21 protein-coding genes are annotated in these 19,812 nt (G+C 52.3%); 5 read left to right on the forward strand and 16 right to left on the reverse strand.

Annotated elements, in window-relative coordinates:
- Positions 1-72: 72 nt before the first annotated feature.
- Positions 73-837, reverse strand: a complete 765-nt coding sequence (locus tag BZK40_RS08390) for a TSUP family transporter (RefSeq protein ID WP_003830447.1) — start codon at positions 835-837, stop codon at positions 73-75.
- A 299-nt stretch (positions 838-1,136) separates the two neighbouring features.
- Here BZK40_RS08390 and yjfY point away from each other — a divergent pair, with 299 nt between their 5' ends.
- A complete protein-coding gene (gene yjfY / locus BZK40_RS08395; protein ID WP_003025668.1) occupies positions 1,137-1,412 on the forward strand; it encodes a DUF1471 family protein YjfY in 276 nt (91 codons plus the stop codon).
- 131 nt (positions 1,413-1,543) lie between these two features.
- On the opposite strand, the gene BZK40_RS08400 is transcribed toward yjfY, so the two are convergent.
- Genes BZK40_RS08400 through ulaA form a run of 6 tightly spaced genes read right to left on the reverse strand, consistent with a single transcriptional unit; the run spans position 1,544 to position 5,954 of the window.
- The gene (locus BZK40_RS08400; RefSeq protein WP_020996261.1) at positions 1,544-2,230 is read right to left on the reverse strand and encodes an L-ribulose-5-phosphate 4-epimerase; all 687 of its coding nucleotides are present in this window, start codon (positions 2,228-2,230) and stop codon (positions 1,544-1,546) included.
- Positions 2,230-3,084: an L-ribulose-5-phosphate 3-epimerase gene (locus tag BZK40_RS08405; RefSeq protein ID WP_079934474.1), complete on the reverse strand. Its 855-nt coding sequence runs from the start codon at positions 3,082-3,084 to the stop codon at positions 2,230-2,232. Before BZK40_RS08405 ends, BZK40_RS08400 begins: the two co-directional genes overlap by 1 nt.
- A gap of 9 nt (positions 3,085-3,093) precedes the next feature.
- On the reverse strand, positions 3,094-3,744 hold the full coding sequence (gene ulaD, locus BZK40_RS08410; RefSeq protein WP_003025660.1) for a 3-keto-L-gulonate-6-phosphate decarboxylase UlaD: 651 nt from the start codon (positions 3,742-3,744) through the stop codon (positions 3,094-3,096).
- Positions 3,745-3,756: 12 nt separating this feature from the next.
- On the reverse strand, positions 3,757-4,224 hold the full coding sequence (ulaC, locus tag BZK40_RS08415) for a PTS ascorbate transporter subunit IIA (RefSeq protein ID WP_006686330.1): 468 nt from the start codon (positions 4,222-4,224) through the stop codon (positions 3,757-3,759).
- Positions 4,225-4,235: 11 nt separating this feature from the next.
- A complete protein-coding gene (gene ulaB, locus BZK40_RS08420; protein ID WP_003025655.1) occupies positions 4,236-4,541 on the reverse strand; it encodes a PTS ascorbate transporter subunit IIB in 306 nt (101 codons plus the stop codon).
- Between the two features lie 15 nt (positions 4,542-4,556).
- Positions 4,557-5,954 (reverse strand): PTS ascorbate transporter subunit IIC, encoded by a 1,398-nt coding sequence (gene ulaA, locus BZK40_RS08425; RefSeq protein WP_003830456.1) that lies wholly within the window; start codon positions 5,952-5,954, stop codon positions 4,557-4,559.
- 367 nt (positions 5,955-6,321) lie between these two features.
- Here ulaA and ulaG point away from each other — a divergent pair, with 367 nt between their 5' ends.
- The gene (gene ulaG, locus BZK40_RS08430; RefSeq protein WP_003025649.1) at positions 6,322-7,386 is read left to right on the forward strand and encodes an L-ascorbate 6-phosphate lactonase; all 1,065 of its coding nucleotides are present in this window, start codon (positions 6,322-6,324) and stop codon (positions 7,384-7,386) included.
- Positions 7,387-7,492: 106 nt separating this feature from the next.
- The gene (gene ulaR, locus BZK40_RS08435; protein ID WP_003025646.1) at positions 7,493-8,248 is read left to right on the forward strand and encodes an HTH-type transcriptional regulator UlaR; all 756 of its coding nucleotides are present in this window, start codon (positions 7,493-7,495) and stop codon (positions 8,246-8,248) included.
- Here ulaR and yjfP read toward each other — a convergent pair.
- Positions 8,245-8,994, reverse strand: a complete 750-nt coding sequence (gene yjfP, locus BZK40_RS08440) for an esterase (RefSeq protein ID WP_071446746.1) — start codon at positions 8,992-8,994, stop codon at positions 8,245-8,247. The two genes, ulaR and yjfP, sit on opposite strands and share 4 nt — an antisense overlap.
- Before the next feature lie 181 nt (positions 8,995-9,175).
- On the opposite strand from yjfP, the gene bsmA reads away from it, so the two are divergent.
- Both bsmA and yjfN read left to right on the forward strand, forming a co-directional pair.
- Complete coding sequence (gene bsmA, locus BZK40_RS08445; RefSeq protein ID WP_008786010.1) at positions 9,176-9,505, forward strand: biofilm peroxide resistance protein BsmA; 330 nt, start codon at positions 9,176-9,178, stop codon at positions 9,503-9,505.
- 147 nt (positions 9,506-9,652) lie between these two features.
- Positions 9,653-9,928, forward strand: coding sequence for a DUF1471 family protease activator YjfN (yjfN, locus tag BZK40_RS08450; RefSeq protein WP_003830465.1), 276 nt, complete (start codon positions 9,653-9,655; stop codon positions 9,926-9,928).
- A gap of 86 nt (positions 9,929-10,014) precedes the next feature.
- Here yjfN and BZK40_RS08455 read toward each other — a convergent pair whose 3' ends face one another.
- From BZK40_RS08455 to hflK, 8 genes are all read right to left on the reverse strand, one after another.
- Positions 10,015-11,637: an isovaleryl-CoA dehydrogenase gene (locus tag BZK40_RS08455; RefSeq protein ID WP_079934475.1), complete on the reverse strand. Its 1,623-nt coding sequence runs from the start codon at positions 11,635-11,637 to the stop codon at positions 10,015-10,017.
- Between the two features lie 120 nt (positions 11,638-11,757).
- Positions 11,758-12,489 (reverse strand): 23S rRNA (guanosine(2251)-2'-O)-methyltransferase RlmB, encoded by a 732-nt coding sequence (gene rlmB / locus BZK40_RS08460; protein WP_003830482.1) that lies wholly within the window; start codon positions 12,487-12,489, stop codon positions 11,758-11,760.
- Between the two features lie 72 nt (positions 12,490-12,561).
- Positions 12,562-15,024, reverse strand: a complete 2,463-nt coding sequence (gene rnr, locus BZK40_RS08465; protein ID WP_048215088.1) for a ribonuclease R — start codon at positions 15,022-15,024, stop codon at positions 12,562-12,564.
- 38 nt (positions 15,025-15,062) lie between these two features.
- Positions 15,063-15,488 carry a nitric oxide-sensing transcriptional repressor NsrR gene (gene nsrR / locus BZK40_RS08470; protein ID WP_003830485.1) on the reverse strand — a complete coding sequence of 142 codons (426 nt, stop codon included), beginning with the start codon at positions 15,486-15,488 and terminating at the stop codon, positions 15,063-15,065.
- A gap of 216 nt (positions 15,489-15,704) precedes the next feature.
- Positions 15,705-17,003 carry an adenylosuccinate synthase gene (gene purA / locus BZK40_RS08475; RefSeq protein WP_003025606.1) on the reverse strand — a complete coding sequence of 433 codons (1,299 nt, stop codon included), beginning with the start codon at positions 17,001-17,003 and terminating at the stop codon, positions 15,705-15,707.
- Between the two features lie 102 nt (positions 17,004-17,105).
- On the reverse strand, positions 17,106-17,303 hold the full coding sequence (locus BZK40_RS08480) for a DUF2065 domain-containing protein (RefSeq protein WP_003025602.1): 198 nt from the start codon (positions 17,301-17,303) through the stop codon (positions 17,106-17,108).
- A gap of 82 nt (positions 17,304-17,385) precedes the next feature.
- A complete protein-coding gene (gene hflC, locus BZK40_RS08485; RefSeq protein WP_003830491.1) occupies positions 17,386-18,390 on the reverse strand; it encodes a protease modulator HflC in 1,005 nt (334 codons plus the stop codon).
- A gap of 2 nt (positions 18,391-18,392) precedes the next feature.
- Entirely contained in the window at positions 18,393-19,646 is a 1,254-nt protein-coding gene (gene hflK, locus BZK40_RS08490) for an FtsH protease activity modulator HflK (protein WP_008786005.1), read from the reverse strand.
- Positions 19,647-19,812 lie beyond the last annotated feature (166 nt).

The raw sequence follows: 19,812 nt of genomic DNA on the forward strand, positions 1-19,812 counted from the left end.
AAATGACGCGTCATAATACTGGGGTCAGCAGGTAAACTCAAGGTGCTTGTACGATTATTTATCATGTTGCCATTAATACATATCCAGCAGCATTTTGATGCTGATACAAATGGAGACAATGACAATCATGGGTCGGATGACTTTCTTACCGCGCGTCAGTACGACTGTCGCACCAAGACGTGCGCCAAGGGATTGCCCTGCAAACATCACCAAACCCAGCGACCAGATCATTTTACCGCCGAAAATGAAGAACAAAATCGAGGCGATGTTCGACGCCAGGTTAATAAAATTCGAGTGGATTTGCGCTTTATCAATACTGTATCCCCACAGCAGAATATAGCTGAGGGTATAAAAGGAACCTGCCCCAGCCCCGAGAAAGCCATCATAAAAACCAATACATCCCCCACCGATCAACGAGAAGAGAAACAGGGATACCTGCTGCTTTCTTTTCGGTTCGCTAAGGTTTGGCGCAAAAATAAAGTAAATGGCGACTGCGATAATCAGGATTGGGAGCAGTTTCTTCAGCAGTTCCGGTTCAATGAACTGGATAAGCGTCGTTCCCAGCGCAGAACCGATAAAGGCAGATAAAAACACATACTTGTGCTCCTGCACGTTGATATGTCCTCGGCGTAAAAAGTAAATTCCGGAGGTCAGCGAGCTACCCAGAGCCTGAATTTTATTGGTTGCCAGCGCATTAGCCGGGGGTAAACCAGAAATTAAGAGTGCGCCAATAGAGAGAAATCCACCACCACCCGACACCACGTTAATAAAGCCAGCCACCAGCGCGACCATAAACATAACCACGAAATAGCTGAAATCCATGAATGAAGTATCCATAAGTTTTTGCCTTATTATCATAAAGTTATATTAATTATCCGGCTCACTATAAACGGCGTACTCACCCGATTAAATTGACTATTTGGTAAGAGCTTATGCGCGAAAGGCAGGTATTTTTTCACCGCAGCGGTATACACCAGCAGACTGTTAATTAAAGAAAAGATGGTTATGCGGTAATTTTTTGAACAACTGCATCAGAAATGGTCGCTATCGACTGCGCTGGTAGCGGTTAAAATTACATCAGAAGTTAATCACTCACAGGAGAGAGGCAACCAGAGACCGCAGTCGAGGAGGTACATATGCGAGCCCGTGTTTTGACCCTTCTGGCTGTGCTTTTGCTCAGTGCAAATGCAACGGCAGCCATCAAAATTGATAACCATCAGGCCAGGAACATGGATGATGTGCAGAGCTTAGGCGTCATTTACATAAATCATAACTTCGCCACTGAAAGTGAAGCCACTCAGGCCCTGAATGAAGAGACCGATGCGCAAGGCGCAACCTACTACCACGTGATCCTCACCAGGGAACCCGGTAGTAACGGAAATATGCACGCCAGTGCAGATATTTATCGTTAACACCAGAAATAACCAACGAGAACATTGCCACAGTTTGACTTGCCCCCTTCACTGGGGGCTTTTTTTGCAAAACAATCCCGAAGCCAGACCGATCTCATCCCCATGAAGAGTTGGCTCCGGAACGTTTTTTCCTACTTCTGCCCGTAATAGGCATTTGGGCCGTGCTTACGCATGAAGTGCTTATTCATCAGATAACTGTCGATAGCGCTGAGTGCCGGATTAATGCCACGCGCAATCCATGCCATTTTTGCCACCTCTTCCATCACCACCGCGTTATGTACCGCGTCATGAGCGTCTTTGCCCCAGGCAAACGGGCCATGTTGGTACACCACTACGCCTGGCGTATGCAAAGGTTCCACCTCCCCCAGCGTTTCAACAATCACCCTGCCGGTATTCAGCTCATACTCATCCTGAACTTCCGCTTCAGTTAACGCCCGGGTGCAGGGGATATCACCAAAGAAGTAGTCCGCATGCGTCGTGCCTAGCGCAGGAATTGCCAGACCTGCCTGCGCCCATGCCGTCGCGTGGGTTGAGTGGGTATGCACCACGCCGCCAAGAGAGGAATAGCGACGATACAGCGCCAGATGGGTGGCGGTATCGGAAGAAGGACGATAGCGTCCTTCCACCACGTTGCCGTGCAGATCCACAACCACCATGTCGTCCACTGTCATTGTCTGGTAGTCGACGCCGCTGGGCTTAATCACCACCATCCCGCGTTCGCGGTCGATGGCGCTGACATTACCCCAGGTAAACGTCACCAGCCCGTAGCGCGGCAGATCCATATTAGCCTCAAAAACCTGCTGTTTGAGTTTTTGCATTACACCACCTCCACCAGACCGGCGCTGGCCATACGCGCTTTCACCCAGTCGCGCGCCTTCGCCACTTCACGAGCCGGATCGTCCGACGTTTCACTCCACATCTCAATCAGGTATGGCCCGCAATACCCACTCTGTTTGAGCGTCGCAAAACAACGTTCGAAATCGACAACCCCTTCACCAAACGGCACATTTTTGAATACGCCGGGTTTGGTATCTTTCACGTGTACGGCAACGATATGGCCCATTCCCGCCTGCAGCTCCATCTGCACGTCGTTGTCCCACGCCGACAAATTGCCGATATCGGGATACAGCTGGAACCACGGATTGTTGAGATAGTGGGCGTATCCCAGCGCCTTACTGATCGAATTCATCAGTGGATAATCCATGATTTCCATCGCCAGCGTCACCTGTGCACGGCTCGCCATCTCTACGCTTTCTTTCAGCCCATCGCGAAACCGACGACGCGTTTCGTTATTGGCCTGCTGGTAATAAACGTCGTAACCCGCCAGTTGAATAACGCGAATACCGATATCCTGCGCAAACTGAATGGCTTTACGCATGATCTCCAGCCCCTGTTCGCGCACCGCATCATCTTCACTGCCAAGCGGGAAACGACGATGAGCGCTCAGGCACATGGACGGTACCCGTATCCCTGTCTCGGCGATAGCGGCCACCAGCGCCAGTCGCTGCTCGCGGTTCCAGTCAAGACGCGCCAGGCGAGCGTCGGTTTCATCAACCGACATTTCGACAAAGTCAAAGCCCAGTTCCTTCGCCAGCTGCAAGCGCTCCAGCCAGCACTCCCCGCCGGGGAGTGCCTTTTCATAAATACCGAGCGGGACCTGTTTCGACAACATAGTCGCTCCTTATCCCCACAGCTGGGCGATAGAACGTTTGAACTGACGGGCCGCTTCCACCGGAGAGGCGGCATCGCGAATGCTGCGACCGGCAATAAATACGTGAATCGGAATTCCCTGGAACAGCGGCAGATCTTCCAGCGCCAGACCGCCGGTGACGGTGACTTTAAAGCCCATCTCGGACAGGCGTTTGATCGCGCTGATATCCGCCTCTCCCCACGCCACACCTGCTGCCTGCGCATCACGGCTGCGGTGATACACAACTTGCCCAATGCCCGCGTCACGCCACTCTTGCGCCTGCTCCCAGGTCCAGTAACCCGTCAGTTCAATCTGTACATCACCGTTAAATTCTTTCGCCACCTCCAGTGCCCCCTTGGTGGTGTTGATATCCGCACAGCAGATGACGGTGACCCAGTCAGCGTTGGCTTCGAAACACATGCGGGAGAGGATTTTTCCCGCATCGGCAATTTTGGCGTCCGCCAGCACAATTTTATGCGGGTAAAGCGCCTTCAGATCGCGAACGGCGCGCACGCCCTCTGCCACGCAAAGAATGGTGCCCACCTCAATGATATCGACCTCTTCGGCAATCAGACGCGTCGTTTCATACGCGGAAGACATTGATTGGTTATCCAGCGCAACCTGCAACATAGGTAATGACATTTTGGTATCCTTTTAAACAGCCGCCGCAGTGGCGTTATCAATTAAATCCAACACTTCCTGCGCGGTGCGGCAGGCGCGTAAACGGTCAAAATTGGCTTCGTCATCAAAGAGATTCACGATCTGCATGATGCCCACTTCCTGATGCGTGTTGGCGTCAACTGCCGCCATCGTTATCAGAATATCGACCGGGTCGTTATCTTCGTGGTTAAACACCAGCGGCGTTTTCAGCGTCACCAGCGCAAAACCGGTTTTCTTGACCCCTTCCTCCGGACGGCCGTGCGGCATCGCCAGGCCTGGCGCAATCACAAAGTACGGGCCAAACTGCTCAACGCCATCAAGGATGGCCTGGTAGTAGCGTGGTTCAACCACATCAGCCTTAACCAGCAGATCCACGCCAAGCTTTACCGCTTCCTGCCAGGTACTGGCCTCGGCTTGCAAAAGGATGGAATTATTGTCTGCCAGCGAGTCACGTAATTTCATATGCCGCCCCCTTACTTCACGTCCTGTGGGAAATGCGCTTTGATCACTTCCAGCAGTTTTGGTCCAAAATCGGCAGGAGACAGCATGTTGCGTACGCCAACGACATATTTATTGCCAGAAACGGTAATCTCACCGGCGATATGCGTAGAGGCGATGATGATATCCGCGCCGCTCAGTTCACTTTTGTATTCACCCACGGCGCAGCTGTTTACCGTATGGTCAATATTTGACTGGGTTAAAAACTGGTCCACCTTCATTTTCATGATCATGGAACTGCCCTGCCCATTGCCACATACAGCCAGAATACGTACGGTCATAATCGGAACTCCTTATTAAGCAGAGTGTTCTGCCAGTTGTTTTTCTGCGTCTTCCTCAGCGCGCAACGTGCGTCCTGCGAAAAACATATAAGCCAGTGCAATCAAAATAATGACGGCCATAAACACGATGCCGATGGAGGCAAAGCCTTGCATCATCGGCGGTGCCAGAATTGACCAGTCCGCCATGCCCATCCAGGCGCTCATACCGGTGAGCTTAACCGCCCAGACGCAGCCGAAGATTTCGATCATCCCCATCACCAGGCAAATCTTGAGCGCCGCGCGCCAGCCGCCAAAGTGGTTAGCAAATACGCCGATAGTGGCGTTCGAGAAGAACATCGGGATAAAGCCTGGGATAATCAGGATGGAAGAGCCGCAGGCAACCAGAATACCTACCGCAATCAGTTGACCGATGGTGCCCCACATAAAACCCCAGACCACCGCGTTGGGGGCAAAGCTGTAAATCGCTGCGCAGTCGATAGCCAACACCGCCCCGGGGATCAGACGTTGAGAGATACCGTTGAACGCTTCTGAAAGTTCAGCAACGAACATACGTACGCCCTGGGTGATGATGAAGATAGCGACAGCAAACGAAAAACCGGTTTGCAGGATATAGACCGTCCAGTGGGTTTTACCCGCCATCGCCTGAACCACATCTATGCCGAAAGAGAGCAGGATCGCCCCGAAAAAGATGGTCATCACAATCGCGGTGGAAACGATGTTGTCATGGAAGATATTCAGCCAGCCTGGCAGCTTGAGATCTTCTACGCTCTCCTCTTTCTTACCCAGATACGGCGCGACTTTGTAAGCAATCCATGAGGCGAACTGCTGCTGGTGACCGATGGAAAAACCGCAGCCGTCGGTCACTTCCTGCGTCGGTTTGTACATCATATTGGAGGTAATCCCCCAGTAGAGCGACACCAGCACCGCGGTACAGATGATGGTGGTCCACATCGGGTAACCAAAGATGTAGAAAGAGACAGCAATCAGCCCCGCCTGCTGGAACATGATGTGCCCAGTCAGCATGATGGTTCGAATACCGGTAATACGCCGTAGCAGTACGTAACAAATGTTCAGCGCCAGCGCTAACAGTACGGCGTACCCTACCCAACTGTAGGCATCACCCATTCGTTCGATGGTTGCCATCATGGAGGCATAGGTATCGGAGATCGCGCCATTGATACCGTAAACCTCAGACATCTTCGCCACCACCGGTTTAAACGTGCTGGTCAGAATGCCCGACCCTGCCTGCAATAACATAAAACCGATAATCGTTTTGATCGTGCCTTTGATAATGACGCTGACACTTTTACGCAACAGGATATAGCCGAGGCAGGTCACAATACCCAACAGCAACGGTGCATTGGTCATGACCTGATTAAAAAAGACGGTAAAGATGTTGTAGAGGATCTCCATAACGATCTCCAGTAGACGAAGTTGCTGAACATTCATTACAGATGCCCAGGATGTTGTGCCCTCACTCTAATTTTCAAAAGTAATCACAACAAGATTGAATTTGATTAAATGTGATGAAGTACGCAAATAATTCTCTTACTTGCAGAGTGGATTTACTTCAAATCCATACACGTCAAAATAAATTCATTTAAAACAATAAAATACAAAAATACATTTCATATAAACCATCTTGTCACGTTGTAATTTGTTCACATTTTCCCATTCAACACCAAAAATCAGCGCATTGCCTTCTTGAGAAAATGATGTCAGTATCAATCAAAACAAATCATCATTTGATTCAACTTGAACAAACATGAAGGTAATTGCGATGAGTAAAGTAAAAAGCATCACGCGTGAATCATGGATTCTGAGCACATTCCCGGAGTGGGGAAGCTGGCTCAATGAAGAGATCGAGCAGGAACAGGTCGCACCTGGCACTTTCGCTATGTGGTGGCTTGGCTGTACCGGAATTTGGCTAAAGTCTGAAGGCGGGACTAACGTCTGCGTCGATTTCTGGTGCGGTACGGGTAAACAGAGTCACGGTAACCCGCTGATGAAAACCGGTCACCAGATGCAACGCATGGCGGGCGTGAAGAAACTGCAGCCAAACCTGCGTACCACGCCGTTTGTTCTTGATCCGTTTGCCATTCGTCAGATCGATGCGGTGCTGGCCACGCACGATCATAACGATCACATTGACGTAAATGTTGCGGCAGCCGTCATGCAGAACTGTGCCGACGACGTGCCGTTTATTGGACCGCAGACTTGTGTGGATCTGTGGATCGGTTGGGGTGTACCAAAAGAGCGCTGCATCGTGGTAAAACCTGGCGATGTGGTGAAAGTGAAAGATATTGAAATTCACGCGCTTGATGCGTTTGATCGTACGGCATTGATCACGCTTCCTGCCGATCAAAAAGCGGCAGGTGTGCTGCCGGATGGTATGGATGCCCGCGCCGTAAACTATCTGTTCAAAACGCCGGGCGGTACGCTTTATCACAGCGGTGATTCACACTACTCCAACTACTATGCAAAGCATGGCAATGAGCACCAGATCGACGTCGCGCTCGGATCCTACGGCGAGAACCCACGGGGTATTACGGACAAAATGACCAGTTCCGACATGCTGCGTATGGCGGAGGCCCTGAATACAAAAGTGGTGATCCCTTTCCATCACGATATCTGGTCAAACTTCCAGGCCGATCCTCAGGAGATCCGCGTACTGTGGGAGATGAAAAAGGATCGGCTGAAGTATGGCTTTAAGCCTTTTATCTGGCAGGTGGGTGGCAAGTTCACCTGGCCGCTGGACAAAGATAACTTTGAATATCACTATCCGCGCGGCTTTGACGACTGCTTCACGATTGAACCGGATTTACCATTTAAATCGTTCTTGTGATCCACACAAAATGCCGGGCCATCCCGGCATTTTTTCCCATTTACTTTAGTATTTCCAGGCTATTTCAAATATCATCTTTTCAAATCAATTTGTATCGGAATAGCTCATGACTGAAGCACAAAGACATCAAATATTGCTGGATATGCTGGCGCAGTTGGGCTTTGTTACCGTTGAGAACGTGATTGAGCGTCTGGGGATTTCACCCGCCACAGCACGCCGGGATATCAACAAACTCGATGAAAGCGGCAAACTCAAGAAAGTCCGCAATGGCGCAGAAGCTATTACCCAGCAGCGACCGCGCTGGACGCCAATGAATCTGCACCAGGCACAGAACCACGATGAAAAAGTTCGCATTGCCAAGGCGGCATCCCAGCTTGTGAATGCGGGTGAAAGCGTGGTGATCAACTGCGGATCGACAGCCTTTCTGCTGGGTCGCGAAATGTGCGGCAAGCCGGTGCAGATCATCACTAATTATCTGCCGCTGGCGAACTATCTGATCGACCAGGAGCATGACAGCGTGATCATCATGGGAGGGCAATATAACAAAAGCCAATCCATCACGCTTAGCCCGCAAGGCAGTGAAAATAGCCTGTATGCCGGGCACTGGATGTTCACCAGTGGCAAAGGGTTGACCGCGGACGGACTGTATAAAACCGATATGCTGACCGCGATGGCCGAGCAGAAGATGCTTAACGTGGTGGGCAAACTGGTGGTACTGGTCGATAGCAGTAAAGTCGGTGAACGTGCGGGAATGCTGTTCAGTCGCGCCGACCAAATCGACATGCTGATTACTGGCAAAAATGCAAACCCTGAGATTCTGCAACAGCTTGAAGCCCAGGGCGTGAGCATTATGCGCGTTTAAAGGTGCTGGCGGAAAAACGTCACTGTTGCGGCCAACGCTTCTGGCGTGATGCGATGTCGTACGCCCGCTTCCCACAGGCAGGTCAGATTGTTGTCCAAACCTGCCTGAATCAGCGCTTGCTGTAAGCGGAAGGTTTCAACAGCGGGTACAACATCATCATCCTGTCCATGCCACAGCAGCAACGGCCTGTCAGCGAGGCGTGGTAACTGATGCGTAACATCCCATTCGGCAAGCGGGGCGATAACGGCATCAAATTCCGCCTGCTGCTCTGGGGTCTGAACCAGTAAAGGGGGAAAAAGCGTCTGCGCAAGCCGGGTAAAATAGCCTGAACCCATCAGGCTGGCTACACATTTAACCTCAGGATGGCGCGCCATTATGCCCAATGCTGTCATTCCCCCCATTGACGCCCCACCGACGGCAAGCCGCTCATCTGAAAGCCAATTTTCCGCCACCAGCGCCGCACGTAACGTCGCAAACTCCTGCATATTTTGCTGCAAAATATGCCAGAAGCGGAACATTCGCCCCTGAGCATCACCTTTGAAGCGGGCACCGTGGTCAGGCGCATCTGGCATGACGACGCGGAACCCGGCCTGAGCCAGCGCAACGGCAAAATAGCTGTAAACCAGACTTGAAGATGTAAACCCGTGATAGAAGATAATACAAGGGAGTGAACATTCGCGTTTGCCAGCCGGAACGGCGTGCAGGACAGGGATACCAGCTAGCCGTCGTGTTTCAATTTCGATCATTTGTCGCCTCTTTCTTTCTGGTATGCCATGCAGCAATACTTAACGCAAGCGAATGTGTTCGGCAATGATTCATAATGTTGAGAACTGGGTTACGCTTTCGCAACATTTTCATTCGAAAATCGCGTGAGAGATAACAATTCGGGAACATTCCCCTAAAGGGAAATTAATAAGGCACTACACTATGGCTATCAGGAAACGAGATAGAGTTATGCGTCGGTTTGCCTCTGTGTTGTTGGTTATGTTTTTAAGCGCCTGTAGCGTGCTACAGGGAACGCCGCAACCCGCACCGCCCGTTGCCGACCACCCGCAGGAGATCCGCCGTGACCAGAGTAATGGGTTACAGCGATTAGGGACGGTTAGCGCACTGGTAAGAGGCTCTCCGGATGATGCGCTGGCAGAGATCCGTGCCAAAGCCGCCGCGGCTAAAGCTGATTACTACGTGGTTTTATTAGTGGATGAAACCATCGTGACAGGCCAATGGTATTCACAGGCTATTTTGTATCGTAAATAACATTGGGTTGAAATTTAGTCAGCTTTACATTGCTTTGCGCCCCTATGCGTTTACCTGTGCACAATAAACCAACAGCAGGAAGCTTGAGGTTTATTATCGCGATGGAATGCCCTGCCGTGTGTAGGGGTACGAATAATGGAGCTGACGATGAAACAATCACTTGCCTTATCCTCACTGCTGCTTTCTGCCGGACTGGTAGGTACTACGGCGCAGTCTGCCGAATTCGCCAGTGCTGACTGTGTTACTGGCCTGAACGAAATTGGCCAGATATCTGTCAGTAACATTGCAGGAAATCCGCAGGATGTAGAACGTGTTGTCGCGTTAAAAGCGGATGAACAAGGTGCCTCATGGTATCGGATCATTCAAATGTACGAAGATCAGCAGCCCGACAACTGGCGCGTACAGGCCATACTCTATGCTTAACACATTGCCGGATGGCGTAAACTTATCTGAGCTACAGTGAACTGTAGACATGATAAGACGCGAAAGCGTCGCCATCAGGCATATTATTACCGTAATCCCCCCGTTGCCCGCAGAAGCAAATCATTCAGCACCTGCTCAGACAATCGTAGTCCCCCCCGCGTATCAAGCATCATTTGGCACCAGGCCTGCGCCACTGGTGGAGAGGCATAGCGCAACATCTGCGCTCCGCAACCAAGCTGGAAAAGCTGCTGCGTAATCTCCCGCCCCAATGCCTCGCTGGGTTTACGTAAACGCTGCTGGAGCTGACGCACCATTCGATCGTAATGTCGGTCTTGCCCTTTGACTTCCGCAAAGGCTTCACTGAGCATCTCGTATATGCCGGGTTGTTTGGTCAGTACCCGCAACACATCAAGGCACATAATGTTGCCAGAGCCTTCCCAGATACTGTTTACCGGCATTTCACGATACAAACGCGGCAGCTCGCTCTCCTCGCAATAGCCAATCCCACCCAGCACTTCCATCGCCTCTGCCACAAATGGCATACCGCTTTTGCAAACGGAGAATTTCGCCGCTGGTGTGAACAATCTGGCCCACAGCGCTTCTTTAGCATCAGCACGGCGGTCCCAGGCCCGCGCCAGTCGAAACAGTAACGCCGTTTGACCTTCCAGTTGGAGCGCCATCCGACCTAACACTTGACGCATCATCGGCTGTTCAATCAATGGCTTGCCAAAGACCTGCCGCTGGTGCGCATGGTAAATCGCGACGGAAAAAGCACGCCGCATCATACCGTGACTACCGAGCGCACAGTCAAAACGCGTCATCCCCCCCATTTTCAGGATATGGCGTATACCTTCCCCTTCGTCACCCAATAGCCAGCCAATCGCATCGTGGAATTCAACCTCGCAGCTGGCGTTGGAGCGGTTGCCTAACTTATCTTTCAATCTCTCAAGACGGATAGCATTACGCTGCCCGTCAGGTAAAAATCGCGGCACAAAAAAGCAGGATAATCCCCCCTTAGCCTGGGCCAGCACTAAATGGGCATCGCTTTGCGGCACGGAGAAAAACCACTTATGTCCCACCAGCCGATACGAGCCGTCAGCAAGACGTTCTGCCTGAGTGGTATTGCTCAGCACATCTGAACCACCCTGCTTCTCGGTCATGCCCATGCCAATAAGCAGCCCACGCTTTTGCCCACCTGGCAGTAAATGCGAGTCATAACGGTCGCTTAGCAGCGGCGTAAGCCAGTCGTGAAAGGGGGCGGGTAACATTTGAAGTAACAGCGGCGTGGCGGCAAAAGTCATGGTCACCGGACACAACGTACCTGCTTCAACCTGCGCATGCAGCATGTAACGCGCCGCCCGGGCAACAAATGTTCCCTGCCTCGCATCTTCTTCCCAGGCCAGATTATGTACGCGGTTGGCGCACAATCCCTGCATCAGCAAATGCCAGGCAGGATGAAAACGCACATCATCCAGCCGCTGCCCCTGCGGGTCGTAGCGCAACAGTTCAGGTGGAAAAGCATTGGCCAGACGCCCCAGTTCGAGCGACTCGGCAGTCCCTAGCTGCTGACCAATACTGGCAAGAAGATCGCTGTCCCAGCCAGCGCCTTCGCGGATAACCGCTTCGCACAGCGCGCCATCGGACAAATATAAGTTACTGTTATTGAGCGGTACAGGTTGGTTAAAAACGGTATGCGTTTGCCAGTGCATTGTGTCTCCCTCCGTCAATGGCCGTCGCTTTAAGTATGGTCAGCCAGACAATAGAGTGCCTGGGATTCAGGTCACAAAAAAGCCATCCCGAGGGATGGCTTAAGAGACATAGAGAATGAATTAGCCGCGCTGGCGGACGGCTTCAAACAGGCAGATGCCCGTCGCAACTGAAACGTTCAATGACGAAACGCTCCCTGCCATCGGGATGCTGATCAGTTCGTCACAGTGTTCGCGAGTCAGACGGCGCATACCTTCACCCTCTGCGCCCATCACCAGCGCCAGACGACCGGTCATTTTGCTCTGATAGAGAGTATGGTCGGCTTCACCTGCGGTTCCGACGATCCAGATATTCTCTTCCTGCAGCATACGCATGGTGCGCGCCAGGTTGGTGACGCGGATCAGCGGTACGCTTTCTGCCGCACCACAGGCCACTTTTTTCGCCGTCGCATTCAACTGTGCGGAACGATCCTTCGGTACGATTACAGCATGTACGCCAGCGGCATCGGCGCTACGCAGGCATGCGCCCAGGTTATGCGGATCGGTGACGCCATCGAGGATCAAAAAGAACGGCTGATCGAGCGTAGCAATCAGATCCGGCAGATCGTTTTCCTGATACTGACGGCCAGGCTTCACGCGAGCAATAATCCCCTGATGTACCGCACCCTCGCTTTTCTCATCCAGAAACTGACGGTTAGCCAGTTGAATGACAACACCCTGTGCTTCCAGTGCGTGGATCAGCGGCAGCAGGCGTTTATCTTCACGACCTTTGAGAATAAAGACGTCCTGGAAGCGCTCAGGCGCACGTTCCAGCAGGGCCTGCACCGCATGGATGCCGTAAATCATTTCACTCATGAATGTACTCGTTAATAGTTTATGCGTAACGCCGGGCAACGCGAAGGTTGCCCGACTTACAGTCTATGGCTGTTATTGTGCGACTTTCTTTTTCGCCGCACGTTTAGCTTTAGTGGCGGCAGCAATTTTAAGCGTTTTTGCCGAGGGCTTTTTCGCTTTTTTATCGCCTTTCTTCTCAGCCGCATTCTTATCCGCCTGAGGTTTGGCTCTGCCTTTCTTCTCGCCGCGGAAAGCGCTGTCCGGCTCGAAATTCACCTTTTTGCCCATCTGACGACGTTTACCGGTATTTTTACCCGCATCGCCTTTTTTGGCTTTTTCGCGCGCGGTTTTACCTTCATTACGCGGCGCACGTTCGCTGGAGATCAAGCTGAAGTCGATCTTACGCTCGTCCATGTTGACTGCTTCCACGCGAACTTCCACGCGATCGCCCAGGCGATACATCTGGCCGCTGGATTCCCCCGTCAGGCGCTGCCCAACCTGGTCGAAACGATAGTAGTCGTTATCCAGAGAGGAGACATGCACCAGACCATCGATAAACAGTTCATCGAGACGGACAAAGAAACCAAATCCGGTCACGCTGGCAATCACGCCTTTGAAGACATTACCCACCTGGTCCAGCATGAAGTCGCACTTCAGCCAGTCAGAGACATCGCGCGTGGCTTCATCAGCACGGCGCTCGGCCATCGAACAGTGCTGACCCAGTTGCAGCATCTCTTCCATCGAATAATGGTAGCCACCGGTTTCCGTTGTGTTGCCCTTATGGCCCTGCTCCTGCGCCAGCAGATACTTAATCGCCCGGTGCAAGGAGAGATCCGGGTAACGACGGATCGGTGAAGTAAAGTGTGCATAAGATTGCAGCGCCAGACCAAAGTGACCACGGTTTTCCGGATCGTAAATCGCCTGCTTCATCGAACGCAGCAGCATGGTTTGCAGCATTTCTGCGTCAGGACGGTCAGCAATCGACTCCAGCAGTTCAGCGTAATCACGCGGCTCAGGTTTGTTGCCACCAGGCAGCTCCAGCCCCAGCTCTGCCAGGACGGAACGGAACGAGTTAATCGCTTCGGTCGTCGGCTTATCGTGAATACGGAACAGCGCTGGCTCTTTGGCTTTCTCAACGAATCGCGCCGCTGAGATGTTCGCCATGATCATGCACTCTTCAATCAGCTTGTGTGCGTCGTTACGCTGCGTCTGCTCGATACGCTCAATACGGCGTTCAGCATTGAAGATAAACTTCGCCTCTTCACTTTCAAACGAGATACCGCCACGCTCTTCACGGGCCTTATCCAGCACTTTGTAGAGGTTATGCAGCTCTTCAATGTGTTTAACCAACGGTGCGTACTGCTCACGCAGCTCCTGGTCGCCTTGCAGCATATGCCAGACCTTGGTGTAGGTCAGACGCGCATGGGAGCTCATGACCGCTTCGTAGAATTTAAAGCCAGTTAAGCGGCCTTTCGACGAAATGGTCATTTCACAGACCATACACAACCGGTCCACCTGCGGGTTGAGTGAACACAATCCGTTAGACAGCACTTCCGGCAGCATCGGAACTACCTGCGACGGGAAGTAAACGGATGTGCCACGGCTACGCGCTTCCTGGTCCAGCGGAGTCGGCGGGCGAACGTAATAGCTTACGTCAGCAATCGCCACCCATAAACGCCAACCACCGCCGCGTTTCTTCTCGCAGTAGACCGCATCGTCGAAGTCGCGCGCATCTTCGCCATCGATAGTCACCAGCGGCAGGGAGCGCAGATCGACACGTCCTACTTTCGCCTCTTCCGGCACTTCTTCTTTCAGCCCGGCGACCTGTTTCTCAACCGCCTGAGGCCAGATATATGGGATTTCATGAGTACGCAGGGCCATATCCACGGCCATGCTGGTTCCCATGTTATCGCCCAGCACTTCAACAATTTTGCCCACCGCTTTGGTGCGGCGAGTCGGACGCTGGGTCAGTTCAACGACGACCACAAAGCCCATACGAGCGCCCATTACCTCTTCCGGCGGGATCAGAATATCGAAGCTCAGGCGGCTGTCGTCTGGGACGACAAACCCAACACCAGCGTCGGTGAAGTAGCGACCGACAATCTGGCTGGTTTTCGGCACCAGTACGCGCACAATACGCGCTTCGCGGCGACCTTTACGGTCCGCGCCCAACGGCTGCGCCAGCACCTGATCGCCATGAATGCAGGTTTTCATTTGCTCGCTGGACAGATACAGGTCATCTTTGCGGCCTTCAACGCGCAGAAAGCCGTAGCCATCACGGTGGCCAATAACGGTACCTTTCAGCAGGTCGAGACGTTCCGGCAGCGCATAGCACTGACGACGGGTGAAGACCAGTTGTCCGTCACGCTCCATCGCGCGCAGGCGACGACGCAGCGCTTCTTGCTGCTCTTCACCTTCAATATTGAGTTCAGCGGCCAGCTCATCGCGGTTGGCCGGCTTTTCACGTTTAGTTAAATGTTCGAGGATAAATTCCCGGCTCGGGATAGGATTCGCGTATTTTTCTGCTTCGCGTTCCTGGAAAGGATCTTGTGACATGTCGGTTCCTCCGTCATCATCGCTGCTGGCGGGAGTCGTTACTCCACCAGCAATAATTTATAAAGCGGTTGATTCTTTTCAACCAAATCAGCAAGTGTGTAGTTGTCCAGTTCCGTGAGAAAACTTTGCACTGCTTTAGAAAGCGCCTGTTTGAGTCTACAGGCCGGGGTAATGTGGCAAAACTCGCTGCTACAGTTGACCAACGATAAGGGTTCCAGCTCGCGAACCACATCACCAATACCAATATCCTTAGCGGGTTTACCCAGGCGGATACCGCCATTTTTTCCTCGAATAGCAGTAACAAAGCCCGCCCGGCTAAGTTGATTGATTATTTTGACCATATGATTACGGGACACGCCGTAGACTTCTGTCACCTCAGAAATACTGGTCATACGTCCTTCGGGAAGTGACGCCATGTAGATTAGCGCACGTAATCCGTAATCGGTGAAACTTGTTAACTGCACATCAACCTCAGGAAAAGGGATAAAACGGATAAACCTGGTAGTATTAATTACATTGATGATAAACCAGCCACCAGCCAGGTCGCTAATTTATTTCAGTTCGGGAAGGAAAAAAGCGAGGAACTTACGTGATTTTAAGCCGGATTCTGATGCAAAGCACCTTATCCGGCCTAAATTAGTGCAAGCGCAGCGCCGTTTGACGCTACGCTATAACCAGAATTATGCGTCGAACGGGTCGCGCAGGATCATGGTTTCAGTACGGTCTGGGCCAGTTGAGATAATATCAATCGGCACACCGGTCAGTTCTTCAATACGCTTGATGTAGTTCAGCGCTGCCTGCGGCAGACCGCTACGTTCCTTCACGCCGAAGGTGGATTCAGACCAACCCGGCATGGTTTCGTAAATCGGCTCGATACCTTTCCAGTCGTCAGCTGCCAGCGGAGTAGTCGTTACTTCGCGGCCATCCGGCATACGGTAAGCGACACAGATTTTCACCTCTTTCAAACCGTCCAGTACGTCCAGTTTGGTCAGGCAGAAGCCAGACAGGGAGTTAATCTGTACTGCACGGCGTACAGCAACGGAGTCCAGCCAACCGGTACGACGACGACGACCGGTGGTCGCGCCATACTCGTTACCTTGTTTGCACAGGAACTCGCCAACGTCATCAAACAGCTCTGTCGGGAACGGACCCGCACCTACACGAGTAGAGTAAGCTTTGATGATACCCAGAACGTAGTCCACATAACGTGGGCCCAGGCCGGAGCCGGTTGCCACGCCACCTGCGGTGGTGTTGGAGGACGTTACGTACGGATAGGTACCGTGGTCGATATCCAGCAGCGTACCCTGCGCACCTTCAAACATGACGAAATCGCCACGCTTACGCGCCTGGTCCAGCAGATCGGAAACATCAACAACCATTGAGGTCAGGATGTCGGCGATAGCCATCACATCATCCAGCACTTTCTGGTAGTCAACTGCTTCAACTTTATAGAAATTCACCAGCTGGAAGTTGTGATATTCCATCACTTCTTTCAGTTTTTCAGCGAAAGTTGCTTTATCAAACAGATCGCCAACACGCAGACCGCGACGAGCTACTTTGTCTTCATAAGCCGGACCGATACCACGACCGGTAGTACCGATCGCTTTCTCGCCACGCGCTTTCTCACGAGCGTTATCCAACGCAACGTGATAATCAAGGATCAGCGGACAAGCTTCAGACAGCAGCAGGCGCTCGCGAACCGGGATACCACGATCTTCCAATCCTTTCATTTCTTTCATCAGCGCGGACGGAGACAGAACAACACCGTTACCGATGATGCTGATTACGTTTTCGCGAAGAATGCCTGATGGAATAAGATGGAGGACGGTTTTTTCACCGTTGATTACGAGAGTATGGCCTGCGTTGTGACCACCCTGGTAGCGCACAACATATTTAGCCCGTTCAGTCAGAAGATCGACGATCTTCCCTTTACCTTCGTCACCCCATTGGGTGCCCAGTACGACGACGTTGTTACCCATTTTTCAAAATCACCGTTTGCTTAAAAATGGATTCTACCACCGCTTTTTCAGATATACAGCACTTTTTGCATGCGAAAATCCGCAAATTAGTCTACTTATTGTTCAGCCAATCGTTTTCCTCAACATGTAGTAGACCACAACGCCCGCAACCACAAGACCCCCACCAAAACGACGCAAAATATTTTCGGGAAGTTGCGCCATTGCAGAGATCATTTTCTTCCATGCGCTGGGATAAAGCATCGGACCCAGCCCTTCCAGCACCAAAACCAGCGCGAGCGCCAGCAAAATTGTTGAATTCATCCATCGCCCTTGTATAAAAAGAAAACCACCGCATCCCTGGAGATGCCGGTGGTTTTGCTGCTTTAAAACCGCTGGAACGCGATTAGCGTGTCGCGGTATTTGGTGTCTTCATGTAGCGGAAGAAATCGCTGTCCGGGCTCATGACCATTACGTCCTGATTCCCTTCAAAGCTCTTCTCGTAAGCACGCAGGCTACGGATGAAGGCGTAGAAGTCCGGATCCTGACTGAACGCATCGGCAAACAGCTTAGCGGCTTCTGCATCGCCTTCACCGCGCATAATACGGCCCTGACGCTCAGATTCTGCCAGCGTTTTAGTGACTTCATAGTCAGCCGTTGCACGCAGTTTTTCCGCCTCTTCCTGGCCTTGTGAACGATGGCGACGCGCTACCGCTTCACGCTCAGCGCGCATACGGTTGTAGATAGCCTCGGACACTTCAGCAGGCAGGTTGATTTGCTTAATACGCACGTCAACCACTTCGATGCCCAATGCCGCCATACTGTTCGGGTTGATGACCGGTACTTTACCGTTCGTTTCAGCCTGAACACGTTCAGCCGCTTCGGCAATCGCGCTATCTGCTGCCGGAGTCGCCACTTCATCTTCCGTGCCAGCAGAACCGGAGTTCAGCGCGTCACGAACTTCCAGGGTCAGACGACCGCGGGAATCGGTAACGATGTCCTTCACGTCCAGACGACCAATTTCAGAACGCAGACGGTCAGAGAACTTACGTTTCAGCAGGACTTCCGCCTGAGAAACATCGCCACCGCCCGTTGCCAGGTAGTAACGGCTAAAGTCACTGATGCGCCACTTGATGTAGGAGTCAACGATCAGGTCTTTCTTCTCTTTGGTAACAAAGCGATCGGCCTGGTTGTCCATGGTCTGAATACGCGCATCCAGCATCTTCACAGATTCAATAAACGGAATCTTGAAGTGCAGGCCTGGTGCAACGACCAGCGGCTTGTTTTCATCGTCACGCAGAACTTTACCAAAGCGCAGAGTAATACCGCGCTCGCCTTCTTTGACCACAAAGACAGACATGAACAGAACTACCAGAACGATGATGATAATCGCAATAACTGACTTACGCATCGTTATTCCCCCTGACGCTGGTAGTCGTTACGCTGCGCATTCGCGCGGCGTTGGTCCATAATATCGCCCTGACTGGTGGACGATGTGTTGCTTGCTCCAGTGCTGGAAGTCGTTGCTGGCGGCAGACGCAGCAGGTTTGAACTGCTGTCAGTCTTTGCTGCTGGCGCACTACCACCTTTCAGCATTTGATCCAGCGGCAGAACCATCAAATTGCTGCCTTTATCGTTAACCAGGACTTTGCGGGTATTGCTCAGCACTTTTTCCATGGTTTCGATATACAGACGCTCGCGGGTAATTTGCGGTGCGGCTTTATATTCCGGCAGAATTTTTGCGAAGCGAGCCACTTCACCCTGTGCTTCCAGGATTGTCTGAGTCTTATACGCACGCGCTTCTTCCAGAATACGCTGCGCCTGACCGTTTGCACGCGGCTGAACTTCGTTGGTGTACGCTTCCGCTTCACGGATGTACTGCTGTTCGTTTTCACGTGCTGCGATAGCATCGTCAAACGCGGCTTTTACTTCTTCCGGCGGACGTGCAGCCTGGAAGTTGACGTCCAGCAGGGTGATACCCATGTTGTACGGACGGATCGTTTCTTCCAGTTCACGTTGGGTATCGCTACGAATAACGGTACGACCTTCGGTCAGGATACGGTCCATGGTGTATTTACCGATAACCCCACGCAGGGCACTGTCGGTAGCCTGACGCAGACTGTCATCCGCGCTGGTTACGCTAAACAGGTAACGCTGCGGATCGGTCACGCGGTACTGTACGTTCATTTCGACGCGCACGACGTTTTCGTCAGAGGTCAGCATGACGCCGGATGCGGCAAGTTCACGCACGGCTTCAACGTTGACCGGTGTCACTTCGTCGACAAAGGTCGGTTTCCAGTTCAGACCCGGTTCAACCAAATGGCTGAATTTACCGAAGCGTGTCACCACGCCGCGTTCCGCTTCTTTAATGGTATAGAAACCGCTGGCCGCCCAGATAATGACGATAGCGGCCGCTGCGATAGTAAAGACTCGACCGCCCAGTTGCGGACGCGGGCCTTGCGATGAACTACCGCCGCCAGAGCCAGTACCTTTACCGCCACCCAGACCACCGAGCTTTTTACTCAGTTTGCGGAAGATATCGTCCAGATCGGGAGGTCCCTGCTCGCGACCACCTTTGTTTCCATTTCCCTCAGGGTTGCCGCCAGGTTTGCTGCTTCCCCAGGGGTCGCGGTCTTGTCCGTTATTACCGGGCTGATTCCACGCCATTTTTGTGCTCCATATTTGTTATGCGATGCTATACCTGCGTCTTTTGCGCTGCCGTTGCGTTGGCTGCGTCCCTCAACGCCAGTCACATAGTTGACTATGCTCCTGGAGATTTCAGGACTTGCCGCCTTCCTGCCGCACAAAATCCACAAGGTATAGAGGCGAAAAA

This window comes from Citrobacter portucalensis (assembly GCF_002042885.1).
Classification (GTDB): Bacteria; Pseudomonadota; Gammaproteobacteria; order Enterobacterales; family Enterobacteriaceae; genus Citrobacter; species Citrobacter portucalensis.